The 18827-nt window shown below is 69.4% G+C and carries 21 protein-coding genes and 5 pseudogenes; 11 read left to right on the top strand and 15 right to left on the bottom strand.

The genetic code is table 11. The annotated features are described in order from the left end of the window. Positions 1-84: 84 nt before the first annotated feature. Positions 85-558, top strand: coding sequence for a hypothetical protein (locus ACWD3E_RS40830; protein ID WP_451392538.1), 474 nt, complete (start codon positions 85-87; stop codon positions 556-558). A 125-nt stretch (positions 559-683) separates the two neighbouring features. On the opposite strand, the gene ACWD3E_RS40825 is transcribed toward ACWD3E_RS40830, so the two are convergent. The 8 genes and pseudogenes from ACWD3E_RS40825 to ACWD3E_RS40790 all read right to left on the bottom strand — a co-directional run bounded on the left by ACWD3E_RS40825 (position 684) and on the right by ACWD3E_RS40790 (position 6465). Then, entirely contained in the window at positions 684-971 is a 288-nt protein-coding gene (locus tag ACWD3E_RS40825; RefSeq protein WP_451392537.1) for a hypothetical protein, read from the bottom strand. A 35-nt stretch (positions 972-1006) separates the two neighbouring features. Continuing rightward, positions 1007-1525 carry a DUF2399 domain-containing protein gene (locus ACWD3E_RS40820; protein WP_451392536.1) on the bottom strand — a complete coding sequence of 173 codons (519 nt, stop codon included), beginning with the start codon at positions 1523-1525 and terminating at the stop codon, positions 1007-1009. A 110-nt stretch (positions 1526-1635) separates the two neighbouring features. After that, positions 1636-1797: pseudogene (locus tag ACWD3E_RS40815) on the bottom strand (TIGR02679 domain-containing protein); the annotation flags it as partial. Positions 1798-1823: 26 nt separating this feature from the next. Then, positions 1824-2327, bottom strand: coding sequence for a hypothetical protein (locus ACWD3E_RS40810; RefSeq protein ID WP_451392535.1), 504 nt, complete (start codon positions 2325-2327; stop codon positions 1824-1826). After that, positions 2324-3646, bottom strand: a complete 1323-nt coding sequence (locus ACWD3E_RS40805) for an SbcC/MukB-like Walker B domain-containing protein (RefSeq protein WP_451392534.1) — start codon at positions 3644-3646, stop codon at positions 2324-2326. The genes ACWD3E_RS40810 and ACWD3E_RS40805 overlap by 4 nt, the downstream gene beginning before the upstream one ends. 130 nt (positions 3647-3776) lie before the next feature. Then, positions 3777-4064, bottom strand: a pseudogene (locus tag ACWD3E_RS40800) (hypothetical protein); the annotation flags it as partial. A gap of 512 nt (positions 4065-4576) precedes the next feature. Then, complete coding sequence (locus ACWD3E_RS40795) at positions 4577-5221, bottom strand: response regulator (protein ID WP_451392533.1); 645 nt, start codon at positions 5219-5221, stop codon at positions 4577-4579. Continuing rightward, positions 5209-6465 carry a histidine kinase gene (locus ACWD3E_RS40790; RefSeq protein WP_451392532.1) on the bottom strand — a complete coding sequence of 419 codons (1257 nt, stop codon included), beginning with the start codon at positions 6463-6465 and terminating at the stop codon, positions 5209-5211. Before ACWD3E_RS40790 ends, ACWD3E_RS40795 begins: the two co-directional genes overlap by 13 nt. Positions 6466-6597: 132 nt before the next feature. Between ACWD3E_RS40790 and ACWD3E_RS40785 the strand changes: the two genes are divergently transcribed. The 4 genes and pseudogenes from ACWD3E_RS40785 (at position 6598) to ACWD3E_RS40770 (ending at position 8668) form a co-directional block, all read left to right on the top strand. Further along, positions 6598-7074 carry a hypothetical protein gene (locus ACWD3E_RS40785; RefSeq protein ID WP_451392531.1) on the top strand — a complete coding sequence of 159 codons (477 nt, stop codon included), beginning with the start codon at positions 6598-6600 and terminating at the stop codon, positions 7072-7074. 60 nt (positions 7075-7134) lie between these two features. Then, positions 7135-7770 (top strand): class I SAM-dependent methyltransferase, encoded by a 636-nt coding sequence (locus ACWD3E_RS40780; RefSeq protein WP_451392530.1) that lies wholly within the window; start codon positions 7135-7137, stop codon positions 7768-7770. A 134-nt stretch (positions 7771-7904) separates the two neighbouring features. After that, positions 7905-8033: pseudogene (locus tag ACWD3E_RS40775) on the top strand (DUF4142 domain-containing protein); the annotation flags it as partial. A gap of 455 nt (positions 8034-8488) precedes the next feature. After that, positions 8489-8668, top strand: a complete 180-nt coding sequence (locus tag ACWD3E_RS40770; RefSeq protein WP_451392529.1) for a hypothetical protein — start codon at positions 8489-8491, stop codon at positions 8666-8668. Here ACWD3E_RS40770 and ACWD3E_RS40765 read toward each other — a convergent pair. Together ACWD3E_RS40765 and ACWD3E_RS40760 are read right to left on the bottom strand one after the other, a co-directional pair. Beyond that, a complete protein-coding gene (locus ACWD3E_RS40765) occupies positions 8659-8850 on the bottom strand; it encodes a hypothetical protein (RefSeq protein WP_451392528.1) in 192 nt (63 codons plus the stop codon). The genes ACWD3E_RS40770 and ACWD3E_RS40765 overlap by 10 nt on opposite strands. Before the next feature lie 786 nt (positions 8851-9636). After that, the gene (locus ACWD3E_RS40760; protein WP_451392527.1) at positions 9637-10095 is read right to left on the bottom strand and encodes a hypothetical protein; all 459 of its coding nucleotides are present in this window, start codon (positions 10093-10095) and stop codon (positions 9637-9639) included. A 449-nt stretch (positions 10096-10544) separates the two neighbouring features. Between ACWD3E_RS40760 and ACWD3E_RS40755 the strand changes: the two genes are divergently transcribed. Next, positions 10545-11546, top strand: a complete 1002-nt coding sequence (locus ACWD3E_RS40755; RefSeq protein WP_451392526.1) for a 1-aminocyclopropane-1-carboxylate deaminase/D-cysteine desulfhydrase — start codon at positions 10545-10547, stop codon at positions 11544-11546. Between the two features lie 364 nt (positions 11547-11910). Here the strand turns inward: ACWD3E_RS40755 and ACWD3E_RS40750 are convergent. The 4 genes and pseudogenes from ACWD3E_RS40750 to ACWD3E_RS40735 all read right to left on the bottom strand — a co-directional run. Continuing rightward, positions 11911-12325: pseudogene (locus tag ACWD3E_RS40750) on the bottom strand (transposase); the annotation flags it as partial. A gap of 505 nt (positions 12326-12830) precedes the next feature. Then, positions 12831-13208, bottom strand: coding sequence for a hypothetical protein (locus ACWD3E_RS40745; RefSeq protein ID WP_451392525.1), 378 nt, complete (start codon positions 13206-13208; stop codon positions 12831-12833). A 375-nt stretch (positions 13209-13583) separates the two neighbouring features. Further along, on the bottom strand, positions 13584-14237 hold the full coding sequence (locus ACWD3E_RS40740; protein WP_451392552.1) for a response regulator: 654 nt from the start codon (positions 14235-14237) through the stop codon (positions 13584-13586). A gap of 11 nt (positions 14238-14248) precedes the next feature. Continuing rightward, positions 14249-15391 carry a sensor histidine kinase gene (locus tag ACWD3E_RS40735; RefSeq protein ID WP_451392524.1) on the bottom strand — a complete coding sequence of 381 codons (1143 nt, stop codon included), beginning with the start codon at positions 15389-15391 and terminating at the stop codon, positions 14249-14251. A 110-nt stretch (positions 15392-15501) separates the two neighbouring features. On the opposite strand from ACWD3E_RS40735, the gene ACWD3E_RS40730 reads away from it, so the two are divergent. The 4 genes from ACWD3E_RS40730 to ACWD3E_RS40715 all read left to right on the top strand — a co-directional run bounded on the left by ACWD3E_RS40730 (position 15502) and on the right by ACWD3E_RS40715 (position 18013). After that, positions 15502-15681 (top strand): hypothetical protein, encoded by a 180-nt coding sequence (locus ACWD3E_RS40730; RefSeq protein ID WP_451356719.1) that lies wholly within the window; start codon positions 15502-15504, stop codon positions 15679-15681. Between the two features lie 69 nt (positions 15682-15750). Beyond that, positions 15751-16653 (top strand): ABC transporter ATP-binding protein, encoded by a 903-nt coding sequence (locus ACWD3E_RS40725; protein WP_451392523.1) that lies wholly within the window; start codon positions 15751-15753, stop codon positions 16651-16653. Further along, positions 16650-17642: an ABC transporter permease gene (locus tag ACWD3E_RS40720; RefSeq protein WP_451392522.1), complete on the top strand. Its 993-nt coding sequence runs from the start codon at positions 16650-16652 to the stop codon at positions 17640-17642. The genes ACWD3E_RS40725 and ACWD3E_RS40720 overlap by 4 nt, the downstream gene beginning before the upstream one ends. Positions 17643-17872: 230 nt before the next feature. Beyond that, positions 17873-18013: a hypothetical protein gene (locus ACWD3E_RS40715; RefSeq protein ID WP_451392521.1), complete on the top strand. Its 141-nt coding sequence runs from the start codon at positions 17873-17875 to the stop codon at positions 18011-18013. A gap of 152 nt (positions 18014-18165) precedes the next feature. Here ACWD3E_RS40715 and ACWD3E_RS40710 read toward each other — a convergent pair. After that, positions 18166-18303 (bottom strand): annotated as a pseudogene (locus tag ACWD3E_RS40710) (IS5/IS1182 family transposase); the annotation flags it as partial. A 105-nt stretch (positions 18304-18408) separates the two neighbouring features. On the opposite strand from ACWD3E_RS40710, the gene ACWD3E_RS40705 reads away from it, so the two are divergent. Beyond that, on the top strand, positions 18409-18827 hold a 419-nt coding region (locus ACWD3E_RS40705; protein ID WP_451392520.1), incomplete at its 3' end, for an HAD family hydrolase.

The following is an 18827-nucleotide window of genomic DNA, read 5'->3' as shown; positions in this document are numbered from 1 at the left end:
AAGCGAGACGGACGCCTGCGGTGGCGAGGCCGAAGACCTTGCGCCTGGCGGACTTCGCGGTGATGACGACGGCGGTCTTGCTGAATGTCCGACACGACCTCGCTACGCCGGCGGATCAGCATCCGAAAGCCTGAGCGCGAACGCGCCTTCGAGGTACCTGCCGAGCGGCTGTACCAAGCACTCCAACGGACCCGAGCCGACTGGGCTGCCGACTGCGCACGATGGCACCGAGACCACGAACTTGCCCAACAGACCCTTGGATATCAGTCAGGCAAGTTCGCTCCGGAGTACTTGCCTGACTTGCCTGACACCTGCTGGGCCACCCTAGATGACCACGGCTACCGGTCGCGGCTCTGCCATACCCGGAGGCGCGGGGTCGCGACACTCGGTCTCGCCGAGACCGTCGCGATCCTTGAACACTCAGAAGTCGAGGCCTTGCGCATCGGCATGATCAAGACGGCGGATCGAGCCTGGACGTTCATGCTCTTCTTCGACGCCACAGCTACGACGGTGCTGGCCTGCGCCCGCGGCGGGCGCGTCCAACCCGAGGGGGACTGACAGCAAGCCGAACGCTCAGCCGGCCACCTCAACCGCTCGCCGGCTGGCTGAAGCGCTCACGAGGTTGATGATCGCCCTGGACGACAGATGTCGTGCTGACACGACAGTTAGCCTGCCGAGTGACACTATCTGTCACCAGCTGGTCGAGCCGTGGTGACGGTCTGCGCGACCAAGTGACAACTACCGCGACCAGTCACACCGGCGCCCCCAAGCGAGCGCGGCAGTCCGGGGCCGGCCGGGTGGATCTCCAGGTTGCCGTCGGCGTTCACCAGGACCCGGCGGCCGGGGTAGGTCCGCTTCGAGGTGGTGGCGTCCCGCTCGTCGAAGTCGCCGGTGAACAGCAGCACGCCGTGGATGAGTTCCGTGCGCGTCGGGGCAGTCGGCCAGCGGCCCAGGCACGCGACAACCGTCATGGGCTCAGCGGCAGGAGGCAGGTCGGCTCCTGCCATCACAGGCGCTTGCTTGCCGTTGTGTGGCTGCAGTCCGGCTTACTGGCGGACGGGTAGCCCTGGTGGAGATCGGCAAGGAGCTGGTCGAGGAGACCTTCTTCGTAGGCGGGCCGGCCGCATGCGCGCATGGCGGCGGTGAGCGGGGGATCCCAGGGGGTGTTGCCGAGGCGGTCGCCGTCCAGAGCCCCTGGCTCGAAGGGTGAGGGGTGCAGGCTGTCGGTGTAGTCGTCGGCGGTCATGCGCCACGCCTCGGCTTCGGGTACCGCGTCCAGGACGGCCCGTACGAGGGCGAGACCCGCTGCGTCGAAGTCCCCGCGTACGGCGATGCGCCAGCCGCTGTCCGCGAGGCGGGCGAGAGCGGCGATTTCGACGGCCGAGGGAGTTCCCACGGTGCACAGCAGCCGCACCGGGACGTCCGCCGGCAGGGCGAGTGCCGCCGTGGTGACCGAGGGGTTCTCGGTGACGAATACCCAGGAGCCCTCCTTGGGGTCCGGTCCGGGCCAGGTGGCCTCCGACAAGGTGTAGGGGGCAGGATGCAAGGCTGGCGGGCGGGCACGCCCCAGCCCTCGGGGTGGACGCCGACGGTGAGGAGTCCTCCGCTGAGGGAGTCGAGATCCACCCGGAGTCGACTCCAGGTCGTCCGCAGAGGCATGCCGCTGCCGGTCACCCCGGCGAGCGCGGCTTCGGCCAGGACGAGCCCTGCCAGGTCGGCGCCTGCGTCCAGCCCGTGCGGGTCGCCGGTCACCCGGTGGGCCAGCACACGGCGGTCGACACAGCCGCGAGCAGGCATCAGCCGCAGCACTTCGGCTGCTCTCCTCAGCAACTCCTCGGGCGCGGGATGCTGCAGGATCCGCCTTCGTCCGACGGCCGCACCGGGGCATGGTCGGGCAGGGCCGCGTTGAGGCGCGCCCGAAGCTGCCGCAGCCCGAAGGTGCGGGCGGCTTGGCGGGCCCGCTCGGTGGCAGCCGAGCCGAGCGGTCGGCCGACTGCGTGGGCGGCGACGGCTCCCGGCGTGAGCCGGGCACCGTGCCGTCGTAGACGGACCGTCAGCGCGTCCAGCCGGACTATGCACCGCTGCCCGGGCGCCAGGATCCGGGTGCCGATCAGCCCGAGGACTGCTGCACGCTGTCCGGCTTCCTGAGGGGCGGTGATCGTGGTGGTGCCGGCGGTCATGGACGGCTCGCCGTATTTGTCGGCCCTGGCGGCGAGTTGTTCCCACAGCCACCGTGCTTGGGGGGTGAGCAGGGAGTCGAGGCGGGCGCCCTGGCAAGCCCCGTCGGGGCACCAGCCCTGGGAACAGTCGGCTGGTGCGGTACTCACTCGGTCACCTCGGTCATCCGGCCGGTGTTCTGGGCAGGGAGATGGCCCGTGGCGGCGAGCAACTGGTGGCTGTAGAGGTGCATGGGTTCGGCGATGATGATGCCGGTGGAGGACTTGGCCAGGTCGTGGATGTCGATGCCGTCCCAGGCGCCTGGCGAGCCGTCCCAGTGGTGGCTGGTGCACATCAGGTCCAGGTCGAGGCTGGCGGTGTACTTGGCGATGCCGTCGCGGCCCGCCTCGTCGACCTCGCCGGGTACTTCGTCCAGCGCGCACAGGCGCAGTGCGTGGGCGGGCAGGTGGCGGTATTCCGCCGCCAGTGCGGCGAGCATGGGTGCCGGCACGATCAGCCTGCTTTCACCGCCGGAGACCGTCGTCTGTGGCTTGCCCCACTGCTCTTCCGTGCCGTCTTCGCGGACGATCACGTACTGCACGGTGACCCAGTTGCGGATGTCGATGGCCTCGGCCAGCCGCGTGGCGCGGTCGGCGGCTCCGCCTTCCTCGCCGTGGCGCATGACGGCCAGCAGTTCCTGGCCGACGCTGTGCTGCATTTCGGGTGTGCGATCGGCGTCGCCGATCTCGCAGGTGAAGTGGTGGATGAGGGAGCGCGAAGGGGTCAGGTCGGGGGCGAGGCGGACCTTGAGCTGCACGAGGAGGCCGGAGGACGCTTTGGCGAGTTTCATCTGGGTGTTGATGTTCTTGACCCAGGTGTGGAGCTCGACCCATGCGGTGCTGATGGCGGTGGGGATACGGCCGAGGACGAACTGCTGCAGGGCCTGGTCCTCTGCGGTGTCGAAGGAGGCCTGGGCCGCTTCGAGACGGGCTGCCGCGTGGTGTTCGGCCGCCGGCGGCGACATTCCCCTGTACCCGGTCAGCGTCAGCTGGTGGGTGGGAATGCCGTCGGGGGCCTGGCCGTGCCCGAGCTGCCAGTCGTCGTCCTCGCTGACCAGATGTGCTCGTACCGCCGCGGCGCAGTCCTCCAGCGGCCTGCCAGGAGCCGGGACGGCCTCCAGCCGACCGTGCAGCTCGGTGAGCCACCTGCTGGCGTCGTGGTCGTCGTCGCCCGGCTCCTTGGGCGGGCAGCCGAGCAGTTCCCGCAGTGGGTCGAAGGCCATGAGCCCGCGTACGCGGGCCAGGGAGGTCTGCGCTGCAGGCACTGCTCGGTCCACCCGTCGCGCCGCTTCGTCCGCGGCCCGCCGGGCGTCTCCCGCCCGGTCCGCGACGCCCTCCAGCCGGGACCGGGCCTCCGCCAGTTGCTCTTGGGTGTCCTTATGGGCCTTGTGGGCGGCGTCGGCCGCTTCCGTCAGTGCGAGCTCGTCCATTGCGCTGCGCTGCCGGCAGGCCTCCAGGGCGGCGTGGGCGGCGAGGCATTCCGCGTAGCTGGCCTGGGCTGCCCGGACCGCCTGCTCGCGGCGGGCTGCTGGCCCTCGTTGTCGAGGTGGCAGCGGGCGGTCAGGCGTCAGGGTCGACTTCGGGGTCCGTGAACCGCACGGGCTTGCCCAGCGACCGGGCGTAGGCGATTTCGGCTCGGGTGCTGTCTCCGATGTAGTCGCCGACTACGAGCACCTCATCAGCGAGCCGGATCTTCGCCCGGTGCAGACCGTCGAGTCGAACCTTCAGCGCCTCGGCCTCGACAGGATCGGACCAAAGTTCGTGTGGCGACTTCATGTCAATGCCCGGTTTGACGACAATCTTTCCGGCTTTGGTCTCCCGCAGATCGGCCTCGTTCATCTCCACAGGACCTCGGTCGTGGCCGAGCGGGCGTCCGGCTCCGGCTCCGCCCGATCCGCGTACACGGCGAGCCGCAGTCCAGATCGATCACCGGCACACTGGCGGCGAAACGGTCCCGGACCGCGCGCAGCAGCCGCCCCTTGCCCATGCCCGGGCCACCGGTGACCAGCACCACGGGAAGGTCGGGCCCGTACAACGGTTCGCGGCCGGCGCCCGATGGTGACCGTCCGAGCAGGCGCGCGAAGAAGCCCTCCTCGTCGAGGAGTATTTCGAATCCCAGGGCTTCACACACGGATCCCTCATGGAGGCTCTCCCGCCCGGGAGCGGGGTGACGGTGGAAGGAGATTATTGGAGCATAGGTCCTCTGTTCGATCACCGGTGGTTACAAGACAGGAAGTTGACGATATTGGGCACGGAGTCCCGGGACGCGCCGGCACCACCCCGGACGCCCGGATGTCATGCCGGAGAAAGGCCGGAAAGGCCCAAGTGGAAGGGGATGTGGTCCGCAGGGTCGGCCGGGATCAGGCCACGCCGAGGAAGCTCAGTACGGCGAGCACCCGGCGGTGGTCGGCGTCCGCCTTCGGCAGGTCGAGCTTGGCGAAAATGTTGTTGATGTGTTTGGCCACCGCACTCTCGCTGATGACGAGTTGCCCCGCTATCCCGGCGTTGGACCGGCCGCCCGCCATCAGCTCCAGGACCTCGCGTTCCCGCGGGGTGAGCCGGTCCAGCGGGCCGCTGTGGCGGCGCACCAGAAGCTGCGAGACGACCTGCGGGTCCAGCGCCGTCCCGCCGGCCGCGACCCGGCGCAGCGCGTCCACGAACTCCTCCACGTCCGCGACGCGTTGCTTGAGCAGATAGCCGATGCTGGAGGTGTTGGCGGACAGCAGATCGGCCGCGTACCGCTCCTCCACATACTGCGAGAGCAGCAACACCGCGGTCTTTGGCCACTGTTGCCTGATGACCAGCGCGGCGCGCACTCCCTCGTCGGTGAAACCGGGGGGCATGCGGACGTCCACCACAGCGAGGTCCGGCCGGTGTTCCTCCACTGCCGCCAACAGCGCCGCGCCATCGCCGACTTCGGCGACCACCTCGAACCCGGCCATCTCCAGGACCTTGACCACCCCGACCCTGAGCAGTACGGAATCCTCGGCGATCACGGCACGCACGGCAGCTCCACGGTGATGACGGTCGGCCCCCCGACGGGGCTGTCGACCGACAGCGTGCCATCGACCGAGGCGACCCGCTTGGCCAGCCCCGCCAGCCCGGTACCACCGGTGGGTTCCGCGCCGCCCACCCCGTCATCGCTGATGACGACCAGCAGCGTCTTCCCGAAGCGCTCCACGGTGACCTCGGCGCTGGACGCCTCGGCGTGCTTCACCACGTTCGTCAGTGCTTCGGAGACGACGAAGTAGGCGACCGCCTCGATCGTGGGCGACGGCCGCGACGACAGGTCCACCTTCACCCGTACCGGGATGGGTGCTCGGGCGGCGATGCCGGACAGTGCGGCGTCCAGGCCACGGTCCTCCAGAACGGCCGGGTGCATCCCGCGCACCAGGCTGCTCAGCTCCTCTATCGCCTCCTTCGCCTCCCGGTGCGCCTCGTCGATCACCTGGCGGGCGTCCTCGGGCAGGTCCCCGAGCGTGGCCTTGGCCAGGCCGAGGTTGACGGCCAGGGAGACCAGCCGCTGCTGGGCGCCGTCGTGCAGGTCCCGTTCGATCCGCCGTCGTTCGGCATCGGCCGCGTCCACCAGGCCGGCCCGGCTCTCGGCCAGGTCCTCGACCCGGCGGGCCAACTGCTCCTCGCGGCTGGGCCCGAGCAGGACGGTGGCGGTGCGGGTGTCGAGCCGGGAGAGGGCGTCGGTCGACAACCGCGCGACGTGGAGCAGGGCGAGCCCCGCCGCGGTGACGTACGCCGCCCAGGTGTAGTAGCCGGGATGGTCGACGCGCCAGTCCAGCGGCACCAGCCAGATCCACAGGTAGATCGAGGTGGCGGTGACGGCCACGACCCATGCCAGGAGGGTGAAGGACCCCGCGAGAGCGAGCAGCGGCCCGTCCAGCAGGTGGTACCTGAGCTGCCGGTGCCCCGCCCGGGATCGCAGCCACTCCGGCAGCCGGGGCCGCTGTCCCGCGTAAGGCGAGGGGATGGCCACGTCGAGCCGGGCGAGGAAGCGGCCGCGCTGCACCTCGGTCAGCAGCGGCCCGGCGAGCACGATGGCCGTGAACGGGATGAAAACCGCGAGGAGCAGTTGGCCCGCGGGGTCGAGGACCGGGAGGAAGAGCAGCCACGGCAGGGACACGACGAAGAGGACGCCGAGCTGGACGAGGACGCCCGTGACGAGGAACGAGACCGGTCGTCCGGCTCCCTGGAACGGGAACAGAAGTAGGCGCCGCAGGCGGGCGGTTGTGTGCATGGGGAAACGGTAGGTGTCCGGGCCGGGGGCGGGCCATGGCAAGAGCATCCGCCTCGGGGTGTAGCTAGTGCCACCCCCACAACGGACATTCGCGTTACTGACCGTGAGCGCCTGGCGGGCGAGGCTGGAGGCGTGAAGGAGCACCGGGAACGCGAGGAGACCGATCCGTTGAGCACGCTGAGCGTCTGCCGACTTCAGGACGAGGCCCGCGGCTCGGCCGGCCTGCGCATCGGCCGCCGGTACCGCATGGGACACGTCCTGGTCGGCTGCGGGCTGGCCCTGCTGCCGTGGCTGGTCGTGCTGGCCAACGGTCTGCCGGGGACCGCCATCGCCTCGAACTGGTGCACCGCCTGGATCGGCCTGGACGCCTTGGAGGCGCTGGGGCTGATCGCCACGGGGCTGCTGGCCGTACGCGGCCACCAGCTGCACGCCCTGACGGCCACCGCCACCGCGACGCTGCTGGTGGTCGACGCCTGGTTCGACACGGTGACCGCGGCATCAGGCGCGGATCAGATATCGGCGGTGGTGATGGCGGTCGGCGCGGAACTGCCGCTGGCGGTGGTGTGCGTCGTGCTGGCGGTACGGGGGTTTGCCCGCCAGACAGCCTGACCCTCGCTCCCGGCCCCGCCTCCTTCCCGCACGCCACCATCCCCTCCCAAGGAGAGATCCATGTCCCACACCGTCCTGGCCAAGCCCGCCGTCCGCTGGGCGCTCGCCGCCGGTGCCGTCGCCGCCGGCGCCCTGTGGTTCGGCGACAAGGCCCCTTACCCGTACGCCCAACACAAGCTGCTGGACCTGCCGTTGCCGTATCTGACCGCGAACCGCCTGGACGCCGTGCTGCGGCCCAGGCCAGGTGAGCGGGTGCTGGAAGTCGGTCCCGGCACCGGCCTGCAGTCGCTGCACGTCGCTCCCCAACTCGGCCCGGACGGACGGCTGGACGTCCTGGACATCCAGCCGGAGATGCTCGACCACGTGATGCGCCGCGCGGAACGGCACGGCGTCGCCAACATCACGCCCACCCGAGGTGACGCTCGTGAACTCCCCTTCCCTGACCGCACGTTCGACGCCATGTACCTGGTGACCGCACTGGGCGAGGTATCAGAGCCGGAGCGGGTGCTGGCCGAGGCGGTCCGGGTGCTCACCCCCGGCGGCCGACTGGTGGTCGGCGAGTTCTTCGACCGCCACTGGATCCCCTTCGGCACCTTGCACCGCCTCGCCGACGACTCCGGCCTCCACCTGGCCGCACACCGTGGCTCCACCCTCGCCTACCTAGCCCGCTTCCGCCCCTGCGCCGCGGCAGCGTAGGGACGGGCCCGGGTGTACTGCCCCGGGAGGCCGGGGACGCGGCCGGGCGGCTGGTTTTTTACCCGCGGAGCTGACGGATCCCGGCGGCCGGCCCGTACCTCCTGCCGTACGAGCCGCTCGCGTCTGGAGGCAGCGTGCCCATCTTCCGCAACAGGGCAAGAACCGTCTTCGTGACCGGTGCACTGGGTCTGACCCTCGCCGCGCTCGCCTACCCCGCCATGCTCGGCGTCCAGAGCACGTCCGGCTCCCCGGACCGCAAGATCGGTCCTCGAAGTCGCGGGGGCTAGTCGGTGGATTGAACCGAGGTATTCAGCCCAGCTGTTTTGGGCGTAGTGAGCCCACGCGTAGGCGGTGTGGGGGTGGACGCCGAAGAGGTCGCTGACCACGATCGGCGGGAGGTCGGTGATCGCTTCCATCATGGCCGTGTTGCGGGCGCTGATGCCCGGCAGACCGTGCAACTTCATGTAGTTGTTGACGGTCTGGGGGCTGCGCGGGCGGCTTGGCGGCCGGCCCGGGAAGAGCAAGCCCGGTGTCCCGGTGTGCGCCTGCTGGAGCACGGAGGTGCGGCAGGCGAGGCTCGTGATCTGTCGTTCGATGAGGACCGCGAGCCGGGGTGGCTGCATGGTGCTTCCGGCCGAAGCAGCTCGTAGTCCGAACAGCACGACCGTGCACCACACGGACATCGACGGGGCCCGCGCTGGGGCTCAACCCCGAGGCCATGGCTGAGGAGGGCAAGGAACGCGCGGAGCGCACCCAGGGCACTGTGGAGGAGGCGGGAACCGTCGCGGGGCAACTCCACGACAACGTCTCAGCCGCGATGCCGTCGACGGACGCGGTGAGCGCGGCGGCCGTCGTGGGTGTTGTGGGTTTTGGTTTCCGAGTGGGTGTTCAGGCGTAGGTGAACAGCTGGTCGGCGTCGAATCGTGAGATCGGGCTGGTGTACTGCTTGTCCGGGTCGGGGTAGCCGAGGGTGAGCAGCGGCTCGCCGGCCGGGGCACAGTCCGCGTTTATATCGGTATCGGCTGGGACACCCGCTCGGACTTGTACCAGGACCGGCGGAACTATGTGTGGAACAACCATGGCGACACCGCGATCCTGCGCAATGACCGCGGGCGCGTCGTCGACGCGTTCTCCTGGGGCTACCACCGTCACTGACCCCACCCCCGCGTCATCGGCTGGCCTCATCCCGCCCAGCAGGGTCTCGGGTGCTGCCGCACCTTGGTCGGCTGTCACATGCTCTGCGGCCCAGCCGGCCGGTACCGTCTGCGCCCGGTTCTCCCGGGAGTGGCCTCCCGCCCGGCCCGCGACGAGACGCTCGCGGCGAGGACAGGAACTGACGGGACGGGGCGTCGGCAGCCGTGAACGCCGTAGGGCCGGCCGGGGGCGCATCCTGGTCGGTCCCACGGCTTGGGCCGCATGCCGGTCGCGGGCAGCTGCTCGATCCGCTCCGGCCTTCACGGCCGGCATCGCCTGTGATCAGTCCAGGAGGCCGAGGGCGATGGTCCAGGTGAAGCGCACGTCGGCGGACCCTTTCGAAGATCACGACCAGGTCGTCACCTTCGTAGCGATGCGCGATCACGACGCGCCCGGAGATCGGCATGCCGTCACTCGCCAGGACGGTAAGGCAGATCATCACGAACTTCGGCCCTCTGGCAGCGGGGCTCGGACAATGGACGGCTCCCTGGCACGGGTGCCGCTTCAGCGCCGCGCTGGTGATCGCGCAACCGCGGGAGCCTGCACAGGGCTGCGGGGTGCGTCTCTCGAAGAGCTGGGCCCGGTACGAGACCTTTGAACCGCCGGGTTTTGGCAGAGAACGCGGGATGGGGTGGCCGACGGTGCGACCGTCGGCCACCCCATGGTCCGGTGTTACTCCGTGACGATCGGACCGAGGTACTCCAGGGTCCAGGTCTCCTGGAACTCGGGCTTGGGTGTGGTGAGTTCGATCTGGGCGCCGCGGTGGCCGGCGCGCAGGCTGAGGCCCTTTTCCGAAAGGATCTTGATTCCGCCGATGACCGGTTCGAAGGTGAACTTTGCCCATTCGGTGCGTGGCACGCTGTTGACCCAGAGCTTGTCCTCGGTGATGACGAGGCCTGCGGCGGGGTGGTAGGCGAGGTGGATCACGTACGGTGACTCGGGTTCGGGCTCTTGCCCGGCCTCGGGGTAGTCGATGACCCACTCCTGCTCGATCGGGAGCGGGTTGAAGCGGTCGGTGATGACGGGGGCACCGTACTTGACGGCGTACTCGGTGGCGGTCACCAGGCTGGTGGGGCCGATGATGTGGGCGTGGATCTTGTACTTGCCGGGCTTGACCGGGACTGAAGTCATGGGGCGGGACTTCCTCTCTCACGGAGCGCGTCGGGGGTTGGTCCGGCGCTACCAGACAGATCTCCCACCTCGAGGCGCAGTCGGCTACCGCAAGAGGGCCAGATGCGGCTGACCGGATGACGGCGTGAACTGTTCGGGCATGGTTCGGACGTCGGGCTGGGGCCTTGCGGCTGGTGAGGAACAGCGGGCCGCGTGTGCGGCCTGCGATCAGGCGGGGCAGGAGTCGGGCGGTGCCGGACTGCCAGTGGATCCACTCGGTCGCCCCGCCCTGGCGGTGATCTTGCCGCGTTTGTCCTGCGAGTACAGGTCGTCCACGCTCGGGCATGGCACCTCGTCAGCTCGGGCCGCTGATTCGTAGAGGAGCTATCAGAAGGTTTTCTCCTGCAGCGCCGGGTCCAGCCGCCGCATCGGCCCAGACGCGGGCCTGACTCCGTTCTAGTGTCGTTGCCATGACATCGCGTCCGCTGCTCCACCAGCGCTGGCCGACCCTTGCCGAGGCGCTGCCGCATCTGCCGCTGGGAGATGGCCCGACGCCGGTCCGTCCGCTGACCGGGCTCGGACTCCGATACCCCGTGTGGTTGAAGGACGACAGCAGCTACGGCAGGGGCGGCTGGGGCGGGAACAAGGTCCGCAAGCTGGAGTGGCTGCTGCCCGAGGCCCGCCGCCGGGCCCGGACAATCCTCACCGTCGGAGGCCTCGGCACCAACTGGGGCCTGGCGGCCGCGCTGTACGCCCGTGAGTACGGTCTCGACGTCGCCCTCGGTCTGATCGACCATCCGGTGGACGACCACGTCCGGGCCCAGCTCGACCGCCTGCGTGCCTCCGGCGCCACCTTGCATTTCCTGCACACCCGGACCCGGCTGGTCCTCGCCGCACCGTGGCTGTTCGCCCGCCACACGCACGGGCTCACCCTCCCGCACTACCTCCCCGCCGGGGGTTCCTCTCCGCTCGGCGCACTCGGGTCCGTCGAGTGCGCGCTCGAACTGGCCGAGCAGGTCGCCGACGGGCTCCTGCCCGAACCGGCCTGGATCGTCACCCCGGTCGGATCCGGCGGAACCGCGGCCGGCCTCGCCCTGGGGTGTCGGCTCGCTGGTCTGCGCACCCGTGTCCTCGGCGTCATCGTCAACGACACCCTCCGACTCGACAGCGCCACCCTCACCCGGCTCGCCGCGAGGTCCCTGGCGCTCCTCCGCTCACGTGGCGCCGACCTGCGAGCGGTGGCCGCCCCCGGCCCCCGCGAGATTGTCACGGAGTACCGCTGGCTCGGCCCGGGCTACGCCCATCCCACCCCGCAGGGGCGCGCCGCGCTCGACCGGGCGGGCTCCGAGGAAGGGCTGGAACTCGAGAACACCTACACCGCCAAGGCTCTCGCCGCCCTGCTCGACCTCGACGCGGCCGGCCGCTTCGGCCCAGAGCCCGTGGTGTTCCTCAACACCTTCGGCCCGCGGTAGCCGCGGTGGCCCTCCGGAAGGCCGCGTCCTCATCGAATGACAGCCGCCATCGCGCCGTTGCCGAGCTTCGGGAGGCAGGGGCGACTCTCTGACGGTTCGCGAACACGGCAACGCAGGCCGCTTTCACGCTCCAGCCGAGTAACTGCCTTCTGGCAGAAGCGGAATGCTAACTGTCACTTTTGAATTCCATGCATCCCAAAACATGACCTTTGCTTACTCTTTCAGAAGCCTTGATTCGCACGGTCGTTCCACTGGTGTCGAAAAGCCTTTCGAGGCCGCACAATGCCCTATGCCCGGAAAAGATTCGTGCAGATTCTTTCCGCCGGATTCCTGGTGACCGTTGCCGCAGCAGTCCCGGCATCCGCCGTACGCCGGTCAGGCCGCGGGCGATGAGCGAGCGCAGGAAAGCGAGCCAGCCGGCGCCGTCCTCGGCGGTGGCGACGTCCAGGCCGAGGATCTCGTGGTGGCCGTCGGCGTTGACGCCGACCGCGATGAGTGCGTGGACGTTGATGGTCCGGCCGCCCTCGCGGACCTTCTGGGTGAGTGCGTCAACCCAGGCGAAAGCGTAGGGGCCGGCGTCCAGAGGCCGGTTGCGGAAGGCTGTGACCTGCTCGTCCAGGTGCCGAGCCATCGCTGAGACCTGGGACTTCGACAACTGCGCGACGCCAAGGGACTCGGCGAGCTTCTCGACCCGGCGGGTGGAGACACCGAACAGGTAGGCGGTGGCCACCTACCGAGATGAGGGCCTGCTCGGCCCGGCGGCGGCGCTCCAGGAGCCAGTGCGCCGGCCAGTTGGCGTGACAGCGCGCCCGGACCGAGACAGTCAACGAGCATGTGCCCCGCGTCGGCGTCACGCGCGGCCAGCTGCGGAGCATGCGTCACAATCCGCTCGCCCTCCCGCCACATGAGGGCGTGTCCTACGCGGGAACTGCCCACTACCGGCAGAGCCCTGAGTAGCCGTCACACACTCCGAGGACTGCTGATCAGCAAGCAGGTGCCGCAGACCGGGTTTCCTCTGGACATGGAGCGGTGCGCAGGTTCGTTGGACGCTGCGCAGTTTCATTGGTCCGCGACCACGACTGTCCCGTCGCAGATGATCTGGTCCGCGTCTATGGCAGTGACCTGCGACGACCAGATTGGTTGAGATGGCGGGGTGAAGGTTTTCTCAGTTGGTCTGGTTTCTCCAGCGCGGATGTCGGCCGCTGTCTCACTTGATCTGGTCCGTCGCCGTCGGGCTGCGACCTGACTGCCCGGGCGCGGGAGCGGGACACCCGGGCGCAGGGGTCAGTACTCGGGTGGCGGGGCGGTGTCGAGGAGTTCGCGCTTGACGTGGTCGTAGTCGGCCCGGGCCTGCGGGTCGCCGTGGCCGTAGTCGGCCCAGAAGCCGGGGCGCTGCCAGCGGGCGTCCGCGAGGCGGGTGCGGCCGTCGGCGATGACCAGGGTCCAGCCGGGTGGTATTCGGGTGTCCACTGTCTCGAAGTCGGCGGGGTCCCAGAGCAGTCCGGGGTCGGGTACGTCGGGGCCGAGCACGCGGATCTGGCAATCGATGTCGTAGGTGACCATCTCCACAACCGGGTAGACACCACCCACCCGGATCCCGTCGAACTCCGCGACTGGGATGCCGGCCGCGGGATGAATGATCCCCAGGCATCTGACTCTCATGGGAGAAGTCTCGCCCTGGCCGATCCCCGGTCGTTGTCCGGGGCGTCGCTGACGATCAGGCTCTGTCTCGTGGGACAGAAGCCGTCGGCCCAGACCAGATGATCTGAGATGACGAGCGAATCGGACCAGATCACCGGGGACGGGAACCAAATCGGTTGAGACAGGACAGCTGCGCAGTTTCATTGGTCCGCGACCACGACTGTCCTGTCTCAGCGAAGTTGGGCGACCGAGTCGCGTGGACCTGCACGGACTGGATTCGATGAGACGGCCGCCACCACTGTTCAGGACTTTCTAGATGCTTGGTCGATGTTCCGTCTCCAGCCTTGGAACTGGTAGGGGTGCCGGTAAGAACTGTGTCACGGCACCGGACAAGTTTCAGGGCAGCCGCTGGGCATTGTCCATGAGCCTGCTCTCCCAGGCCCAGGCTGCGATCTCGACCCGGTTGCGGACCTGGAGCTTTTTCTGGATGGTCGCCAGGTGGCTCTTGACCGTGCTGAGCGAGATGAAGAGCTCGGCGGCGATCTCCTGGTTGGTGCGGCCTCGCGCGATGGCCCGGATCACTTCCGTCTCGCGTGCCGAGAGCGGCTGCGTCGGCCTCGGCACGGTCGCCCTTCGGGTCGGCGCGAGGTTGCGCAGCAGCCGCAGTGTGATCGACGGTGAGATGAGGGCGTCGCCGACGCTCGCCGCGCGGACCGCCTCGACCAGCAGGGTCGGCCCGGCATCCTTGAGGACGAAGCCGACCGCCCCGGCGTGCAGCGCGCCGTAGACGTACTCGTCGAGGTCGAAGGTGGTGACGATGACAACTCGCAGAGGGTCCGGCACGCCCGGCCCGGCCAGGGCGCGGGTGACCTCGATGCCGTCCAGCTTGGGCATACGGATGTCGATCAGGCAGACATCGGGGCGCAGACGCCGGGCGAGGTCGACCGCCTCGGCGCCGTCGGCGGCCTCGCCGACCACGGTGATGTTCTCCTGGTCCTCCAGGATGAGCTTCAGGCCACCGCGGATCATCGCCTGGTCGTCGGCCAGCATGACCTTGATCGTCACTGGCTCTCCTTCAGGAGAATCGGTACCTTGGCGAGCACCGACCAGCCGACTCCGGGCCCGGGCCCCGCAGCCAGGGTGCCGCCGAGCGCCTCGACCCGCTCGCGCATGCCGATCAGGCCGAACCCGCCCTTCGGGAGGTGCCGGGTATGACCGGGGGGCGCGTCGTCGGTGATCCTGACGGTGACGCCGCCCGGGTCCTGGGCGATGTCGACGGTGGCCGAGCGGGCGTGCGGCGCGTGCCGGGCGATGTTCGTGAGGGACTCCTGGACGATCCGGTAGACGGTGGAGGTGACCTCGGGCGGCCAGGGCGTCTGGTTCTCGGGCAGCCGGAGCTCCACGTCCGGCCCGTGTTCCTCGAACCGCCGGACGATTTCGGCCAGTTGTTGTGGGCTCGGCGTGGTGGGAGAAGTGGTGGCCGCGTCGTCGGTGTCGCGTAGCAGGCCGACCACGCGGCGCATGGCGGCCAGCGCCTCGCTGCCGGCCTCCTCGATGCCTGCCACGGCTTGGTCCAGCATCTCGGGCTGCCGCTTACCCACGATCCGCGCGGCCTGGGCCTGCACCACGATGCCCGTGATGTGGTGGGCGACCACGTCATGCAGTTCCCGGGCCAGGGTCAGGCGCTCGTCGCGCCGGACAGCCTCGGTGGCCATCTGGCGGCGGTAGTCTAGGAAGCGCAGGCCGAGACCGGTTCCGAGGGCGAGGATCCAGACCTCCGTACCGACCCGGACCGGAGTGCTGGGTGCGTCTGCGGTCAGCCAACCGACAGTCATCAAAGCGAACCCGGCGGCCGCGATTCCGCCGGCCTGCCAGCGAGGCAGCGCCCGGATCGCGGAGCCGCCGAGGACCAGCAGCGCCAGTACGGCCGCGGCGCCCGGCTCGCCGGGCAGGTGCAGGAGCCTGGCGACAAGACCGGCGCCGCCCGCGATGGCCAGGCCGATGGCCGCTGCCCAGCCCAGGTGCCGCGCACGCCCGAGAGCGACCAGGCACACCACCAGGCCCACCCCGGTGTCGAAGGCCCAGGGGCGGCCCTGGCTCATGTACTGAACGGCCATGAACAGGAGCACAGCGGTGAACACGAGCCCCAGTGCCGTGTTGACTACGGCCTTCGGTCCCCAGACCGATCGAAGTGCGGTATTCACCCGGTTCACGCTATGCGATCGCCGGCGGACCCCTGTACCGGCCGAAAGTACGAGCCGGACCGTTCTTTCGGCTGGTGTGACGGCCGACGCCTGCTCAGCATGCTGAGGACATGGCTGATCTCATCTCCTCCGCCCCGCACGTCCTCGCCGTCTCGACACTGGCCGAGAAGACCGAACGGAGCCCTCTGCTGTACGCCTGGTGGGCCCTCAACCTGATCGTCCTCGCCGGGGTTGTCTACGCCGTCTACTGGAGCGTCAAGAAGTGGCGCGCCAGCCGTGGGCGCGGCTGACCGGGGTCGTCCGTGCCCAGGGCACGGGATCCACGTCCTGACCACTTCGCTACCTCGATCGAGGAACACATGACACCAGTACTGGAAGCCGTGAAGTTGGGTAAGCGCTACGGCCGCCACCAGGCACTGACCGATTGCGACCTGAGCATCCCCCAGGGGCGCGTGATCGGCCTGGTCGGTCCCAACGGCGCCGGAAAGTCGACGCTGCTCAATATGTCGTGCGGGCTGATCCAGCCCACCTCGGGCACGATCCGCGTGCTGGGCGCCGAGCCCGCCGCAAGTCCGGCACACCTGGCCAAGGTCGGCTTCGTCGCACAGGACACACCGGTGTACGCCGATCTGTCGGTCGCGGACCACCTGCGCATGGGCGCGAAGCTGAACCCCGGTTGGGACGGGCCGCTCGCGCAGCGGCGGATCGCCCAGATCGGACTGGACCCGAAGCACAGGGCGGGCCGTCTCTCGGGGGGCCAGCGTGCCCAGCTCGCCCTGACCATCGCGGCGGCCAAGCGGCCCGAGCTGCTGATTTTCGACGAGCCCGCCGCCGCGCTCGACCCGCTGGCCCGCGCGGGCTTCCTGGACAACCTGATGGAGTTCGTCACCGACCTGGGGGCCAGCGCCATCCTCTCCTCGCACGCGCTCCCCGATGTGGAGCGGGTCTGCGACTACCTGATCGTGCTGGCCAACTCCCGGATCCAGGTGGCCGGCGATGTGTCCGGACTGCTGGCCGACCACCACCGGCTCGTCGGAGACCGCCAGGACATCGGTGAGCTGCCGGCCGACGTGGGGGTGGTCCACGTAGAACACGCTGTGCGGGAGAGCGCGGCGATCGTGCGCGCGGACCAGAGGCAGTTGGCCGGCGGGCCCTGGAGCGTGGAGACCCTCGATCTGGAGGAGCTGGTCCTGGCCTATATGACCCGGGCGAACCAGGCCGCCGCCCAGCCCGCCCCGACGGTCATGGAGGCACAGCGATGATCTGGCTGACTTGGCGCCAGTTCCGCGTTCAGGCGCTGGCGGGCCTCGGTGCCCTCCTGCTGCTCGGGATCTATCTGGTGATCCTCGGCCGACAGATCCACAGCAGCTACGACGACACGCTCGCGCACTGCACCGGCCACGGCAACTGCTCCAGCACACTGGGCACCTTCGCCGACCACTACAGCCCCCGGGTCGACCTGCTCAGCTACCTGCTGCTGGTGGTCCCCGGCATCATCGGCATCTTCTGGGGCGCGCCGCTGATCAGTCGTGAGCTGGAGGCCGGAACCCACCGGCTGGTGTGGAACCAGAGCGTGACCCGCAGCCGGTGGCTGGCGGTCAAGCTGGGCGTGGTCGGTCTGCTGAGCACGGCCGTGGCCGGGCTGTACAGCCTGCTGCTGACCTGGGCCTCAGGCCCGGTCAACACCGTCTTGAACAACCGCTTCGAACCGGTGCTGTTCGCCTCACGCAACATCGCGCCGCTGGGTTATGCGGCCTTCGCCTTCGTGCTGGGGATCACCCTCGGGCTGTTCGTCCGCCACACCGTGCCCGCCATGGGGGCGACCCTGGTGGTCTTCGCCGTGCTCCAGATCGTCGTGCCCACCGTGATCCGGCCGCACTACGCATCGCCGGTCCGCACCTCGGTGCCGCTCACCGCACAGGTGATCAGGGGCCTGACGAAGATCGGCGCCTACGGTGACATCGGCGGGCTGCGGGTGCCCGGTGGGCCCTGGGTGGTGGAGACCACCGCCATGCTCAACTCCAAGGGCAAGGAGGTCGGCCACACTGCATGGTTCCAGGACTGCACCAACAACAAGTCGCTGACGGAGATGCCGAGTTGCCTGGCGAAGGGCAACCTCCACGTGGACATCTCCGAGCAACCGGCCAGCCGCTACTGGACCTTCCAGTGGCTGGAGACCGCGATCTTCACGGCCCTCGCCGGGCTGCTGACCGCCCTGAGCTTCTGGCGGATCGGCAGCCGGCTCAACTGATGTCGGCACGGCTGGGGAATCCTTGGCCGCATGGCCTCAGCGGCCGGTCGGTTCCCGGCCGGCCGCCAGTTCCTTCACGCCCGTTTTCCGGCCGACGTCCTGTTCCGGCCCAGGCCGGTTCCGCATCCGGTTACTGAGTTTGATGTTTACCTGTTTAAGGTCGCGAGGCCCTGAAAGCTACCGGCGGGTTACCTGTTCCTTGGTGTCCGGGCTAGGAGGCCGGGGCCGAGATGGACGCCGACACCGTCAACCGCGTGCTGTCCATCGCACGCAAGGCCATCGGCCGACGGCAGGCACAGGGCTGGATCGAGGCTGTCCCCATGATCGGCACCGAGCGCCGCCCGGCGCCCCGGAGCACACGGGGGCACTGATATTTCAACGGCGACCTCCGATGCGGGTGACGCGGCTGCGCTGGTTGGTCGTCCCCGCGAGACGCTGATTCTCCAGAGTGAGGAACTGCACGTGCTGGGCAAGGATATTGATCGATTCCCGCAGTTCACGCACCTCGCGCGCATGTTCCCTAGCTCCACGGCCGTCCTCTGCGGACCGCGTCCGCTCCTTCACGCCGCAGCTGTGTCACCAACGTGCCGAAGCGGCGGGAGCTCAACCCGGCGAACGGGGCTATCCAGGACGGCTCCGACGCCGTGATCGCACCAGCCACATCATTTTGGGGCTGACCACTCAGCCTCGACCGAGCGGGTGCCTTCGTGCGTGCCGGACGGTGTCCTGTCGCGTCCGCCGGCAGGTGCCTTCTAACCTCGGCCGCATGTTGGGGCTTCCTGCGAACGTCCGTGCCTGCCTGTTCGACCTGGACGGGGTACTCACCCAGACCGCGAAGGTGCACGCGGCCGCCTGGAAGGAGATGTTCGACGGGTATCTCCGCGAGCGCGCGACGCGCGAGGGGACAGCGTTCGTGCCGTTCGACGCGGACAGCGACTACGACGAGTACGTGGACGGGCGGCCCCGTGAGGACGGCGTGCGCACGTTCCTCGCCGCACGCGGGGTGCACCTGCCCGAGGGATCGCCGCAGGACCCGCCGGAGGCGGAGACGGTGAATGGCCTGGGCAACCGGAAGAACGCACTGGTGCTCCGGCGGATCCGCGAGGAGGGGGTGGAACCCTACGACGGCTCGGTCCGGTACGTGCACGCGGCGCGGGCGGCAGGTCTGCGCTGCGCGGTGGTGTC

Source organism: Streptomyces sp. NPDC002676 (assembly GCF_053592455.1).
This window is presented reverse-complemented; position numbering and strand designations above follow the sequence as displayed.

Bases quoted from the DNA above. Each gene is read 5' to 3' on its own strand.
- ACWD3E_RS40745 (WP_451392525.1), bottom strand. From the start codon at position 13,208: ATGAGAGTCAGATGCCTGGGGATCATTCATCCCGCGGCCGGCATCCCA.
- ACWD3E_RS40720 (WP_451392522.1), top strand. From the start codon at position 16,650: ATGATCTGGCTGACTTGGCGCCAGTTCCGCGTTCAGGCGCTGGCGGGC.
- ACWD3E_RS40830 (WP_451392538.1), top strand. From the start codon at position 85: ATGTCCGACACGACCTCGCTACGCCGGCGGATCAGCATCCGAAAGCCT.
- ACWD3E_RS40740 (WP_451392552.1), bottom strand. From the start codon at position 14,237: ATGCTGGCCGACGACCAGGCGATGATCCGCGGTGGCCTGAAGCTCATC.
- ACWD3E_RS40805 (WP_451392534.1), bottom strand. From the start codon at position 3,646: ATGGACGAGCTCGCACTGACGGAAGCGGCCGACGCCGCCCACAAGGCC.
- ACWD3E_RS40770 (WP_451392529.1), top strand. From the start codon at position 8,489: ATGGCTGAGGAGGGCAAGGAACGCGCGGAGCGCACCCAGGGCACTGTG.
- ACWD3E_RS40725 (WP_451392523.1), top strand. From the start codon at position 15,751: ATGACACCAGTACTGGAAGCCGTGAAGTTGGGTAAGCGCTACGGCCGC.
- ACWD3E_RS40715 (WP_451392521.1), top strand. From the start codon at position 17,873: ATGGACGCCGACACCGTCAACCGCGTGCTGTCCATCGCACGCAAGGCC.
- ACWD3E_RS40780 (WP_451392530.1), top strand. From the start codon at position 7,135: ATGTCCCACACCGTCCTGGCCAAGCCCGCCGTCCGCTGGGCGCTCGCC.
- ACWD3E_RS40730 (WP_451356719.1), top strand. From the start codon at position 15,502: ATGGCTGATCTCATCTCCTCCGCCCCGCACGTCCTCGCCGTCTCGACA.
- ACWD3E_RS40760 (WP_451392527.1), bottom strand. From the start codon at position 10,095: ATGACTTCAGTCCCGGTCAAGCCCGGCAAGTACAAGATCCACGCCCAC.
- ACWD3E_RS40765 (WP_451392528.1), bottom strand. From the start codon at position 8,850: ATGGTTGTTCCACACATAGTTCCGCCGGTCCTGGTACAAGTCCGAGCG.
- ACWD3E_RS40755 (WP_451392526.1), top strand. From the start codon at position 10,545: ATGACATCGCGTCCGCTGCTCCACCAGCGCTGGCCGACCCTTGCCGAG.
- ACWD3E_RS40825 (WP_451392537.1), bottom strand. From the start codon at position 971: ATGACGGTTGTCGCGTGCCTGGGCCGCTGGCCGACTGCCCCGACGCGC.
- ACWD3E_RS40790 (WP_451392532.1), bottom strand. From the start codon at position 6,465: ATGCACACAACCGCCCGCCTGCGGCGCCTACTTCTGTTCCCGTTCCAG.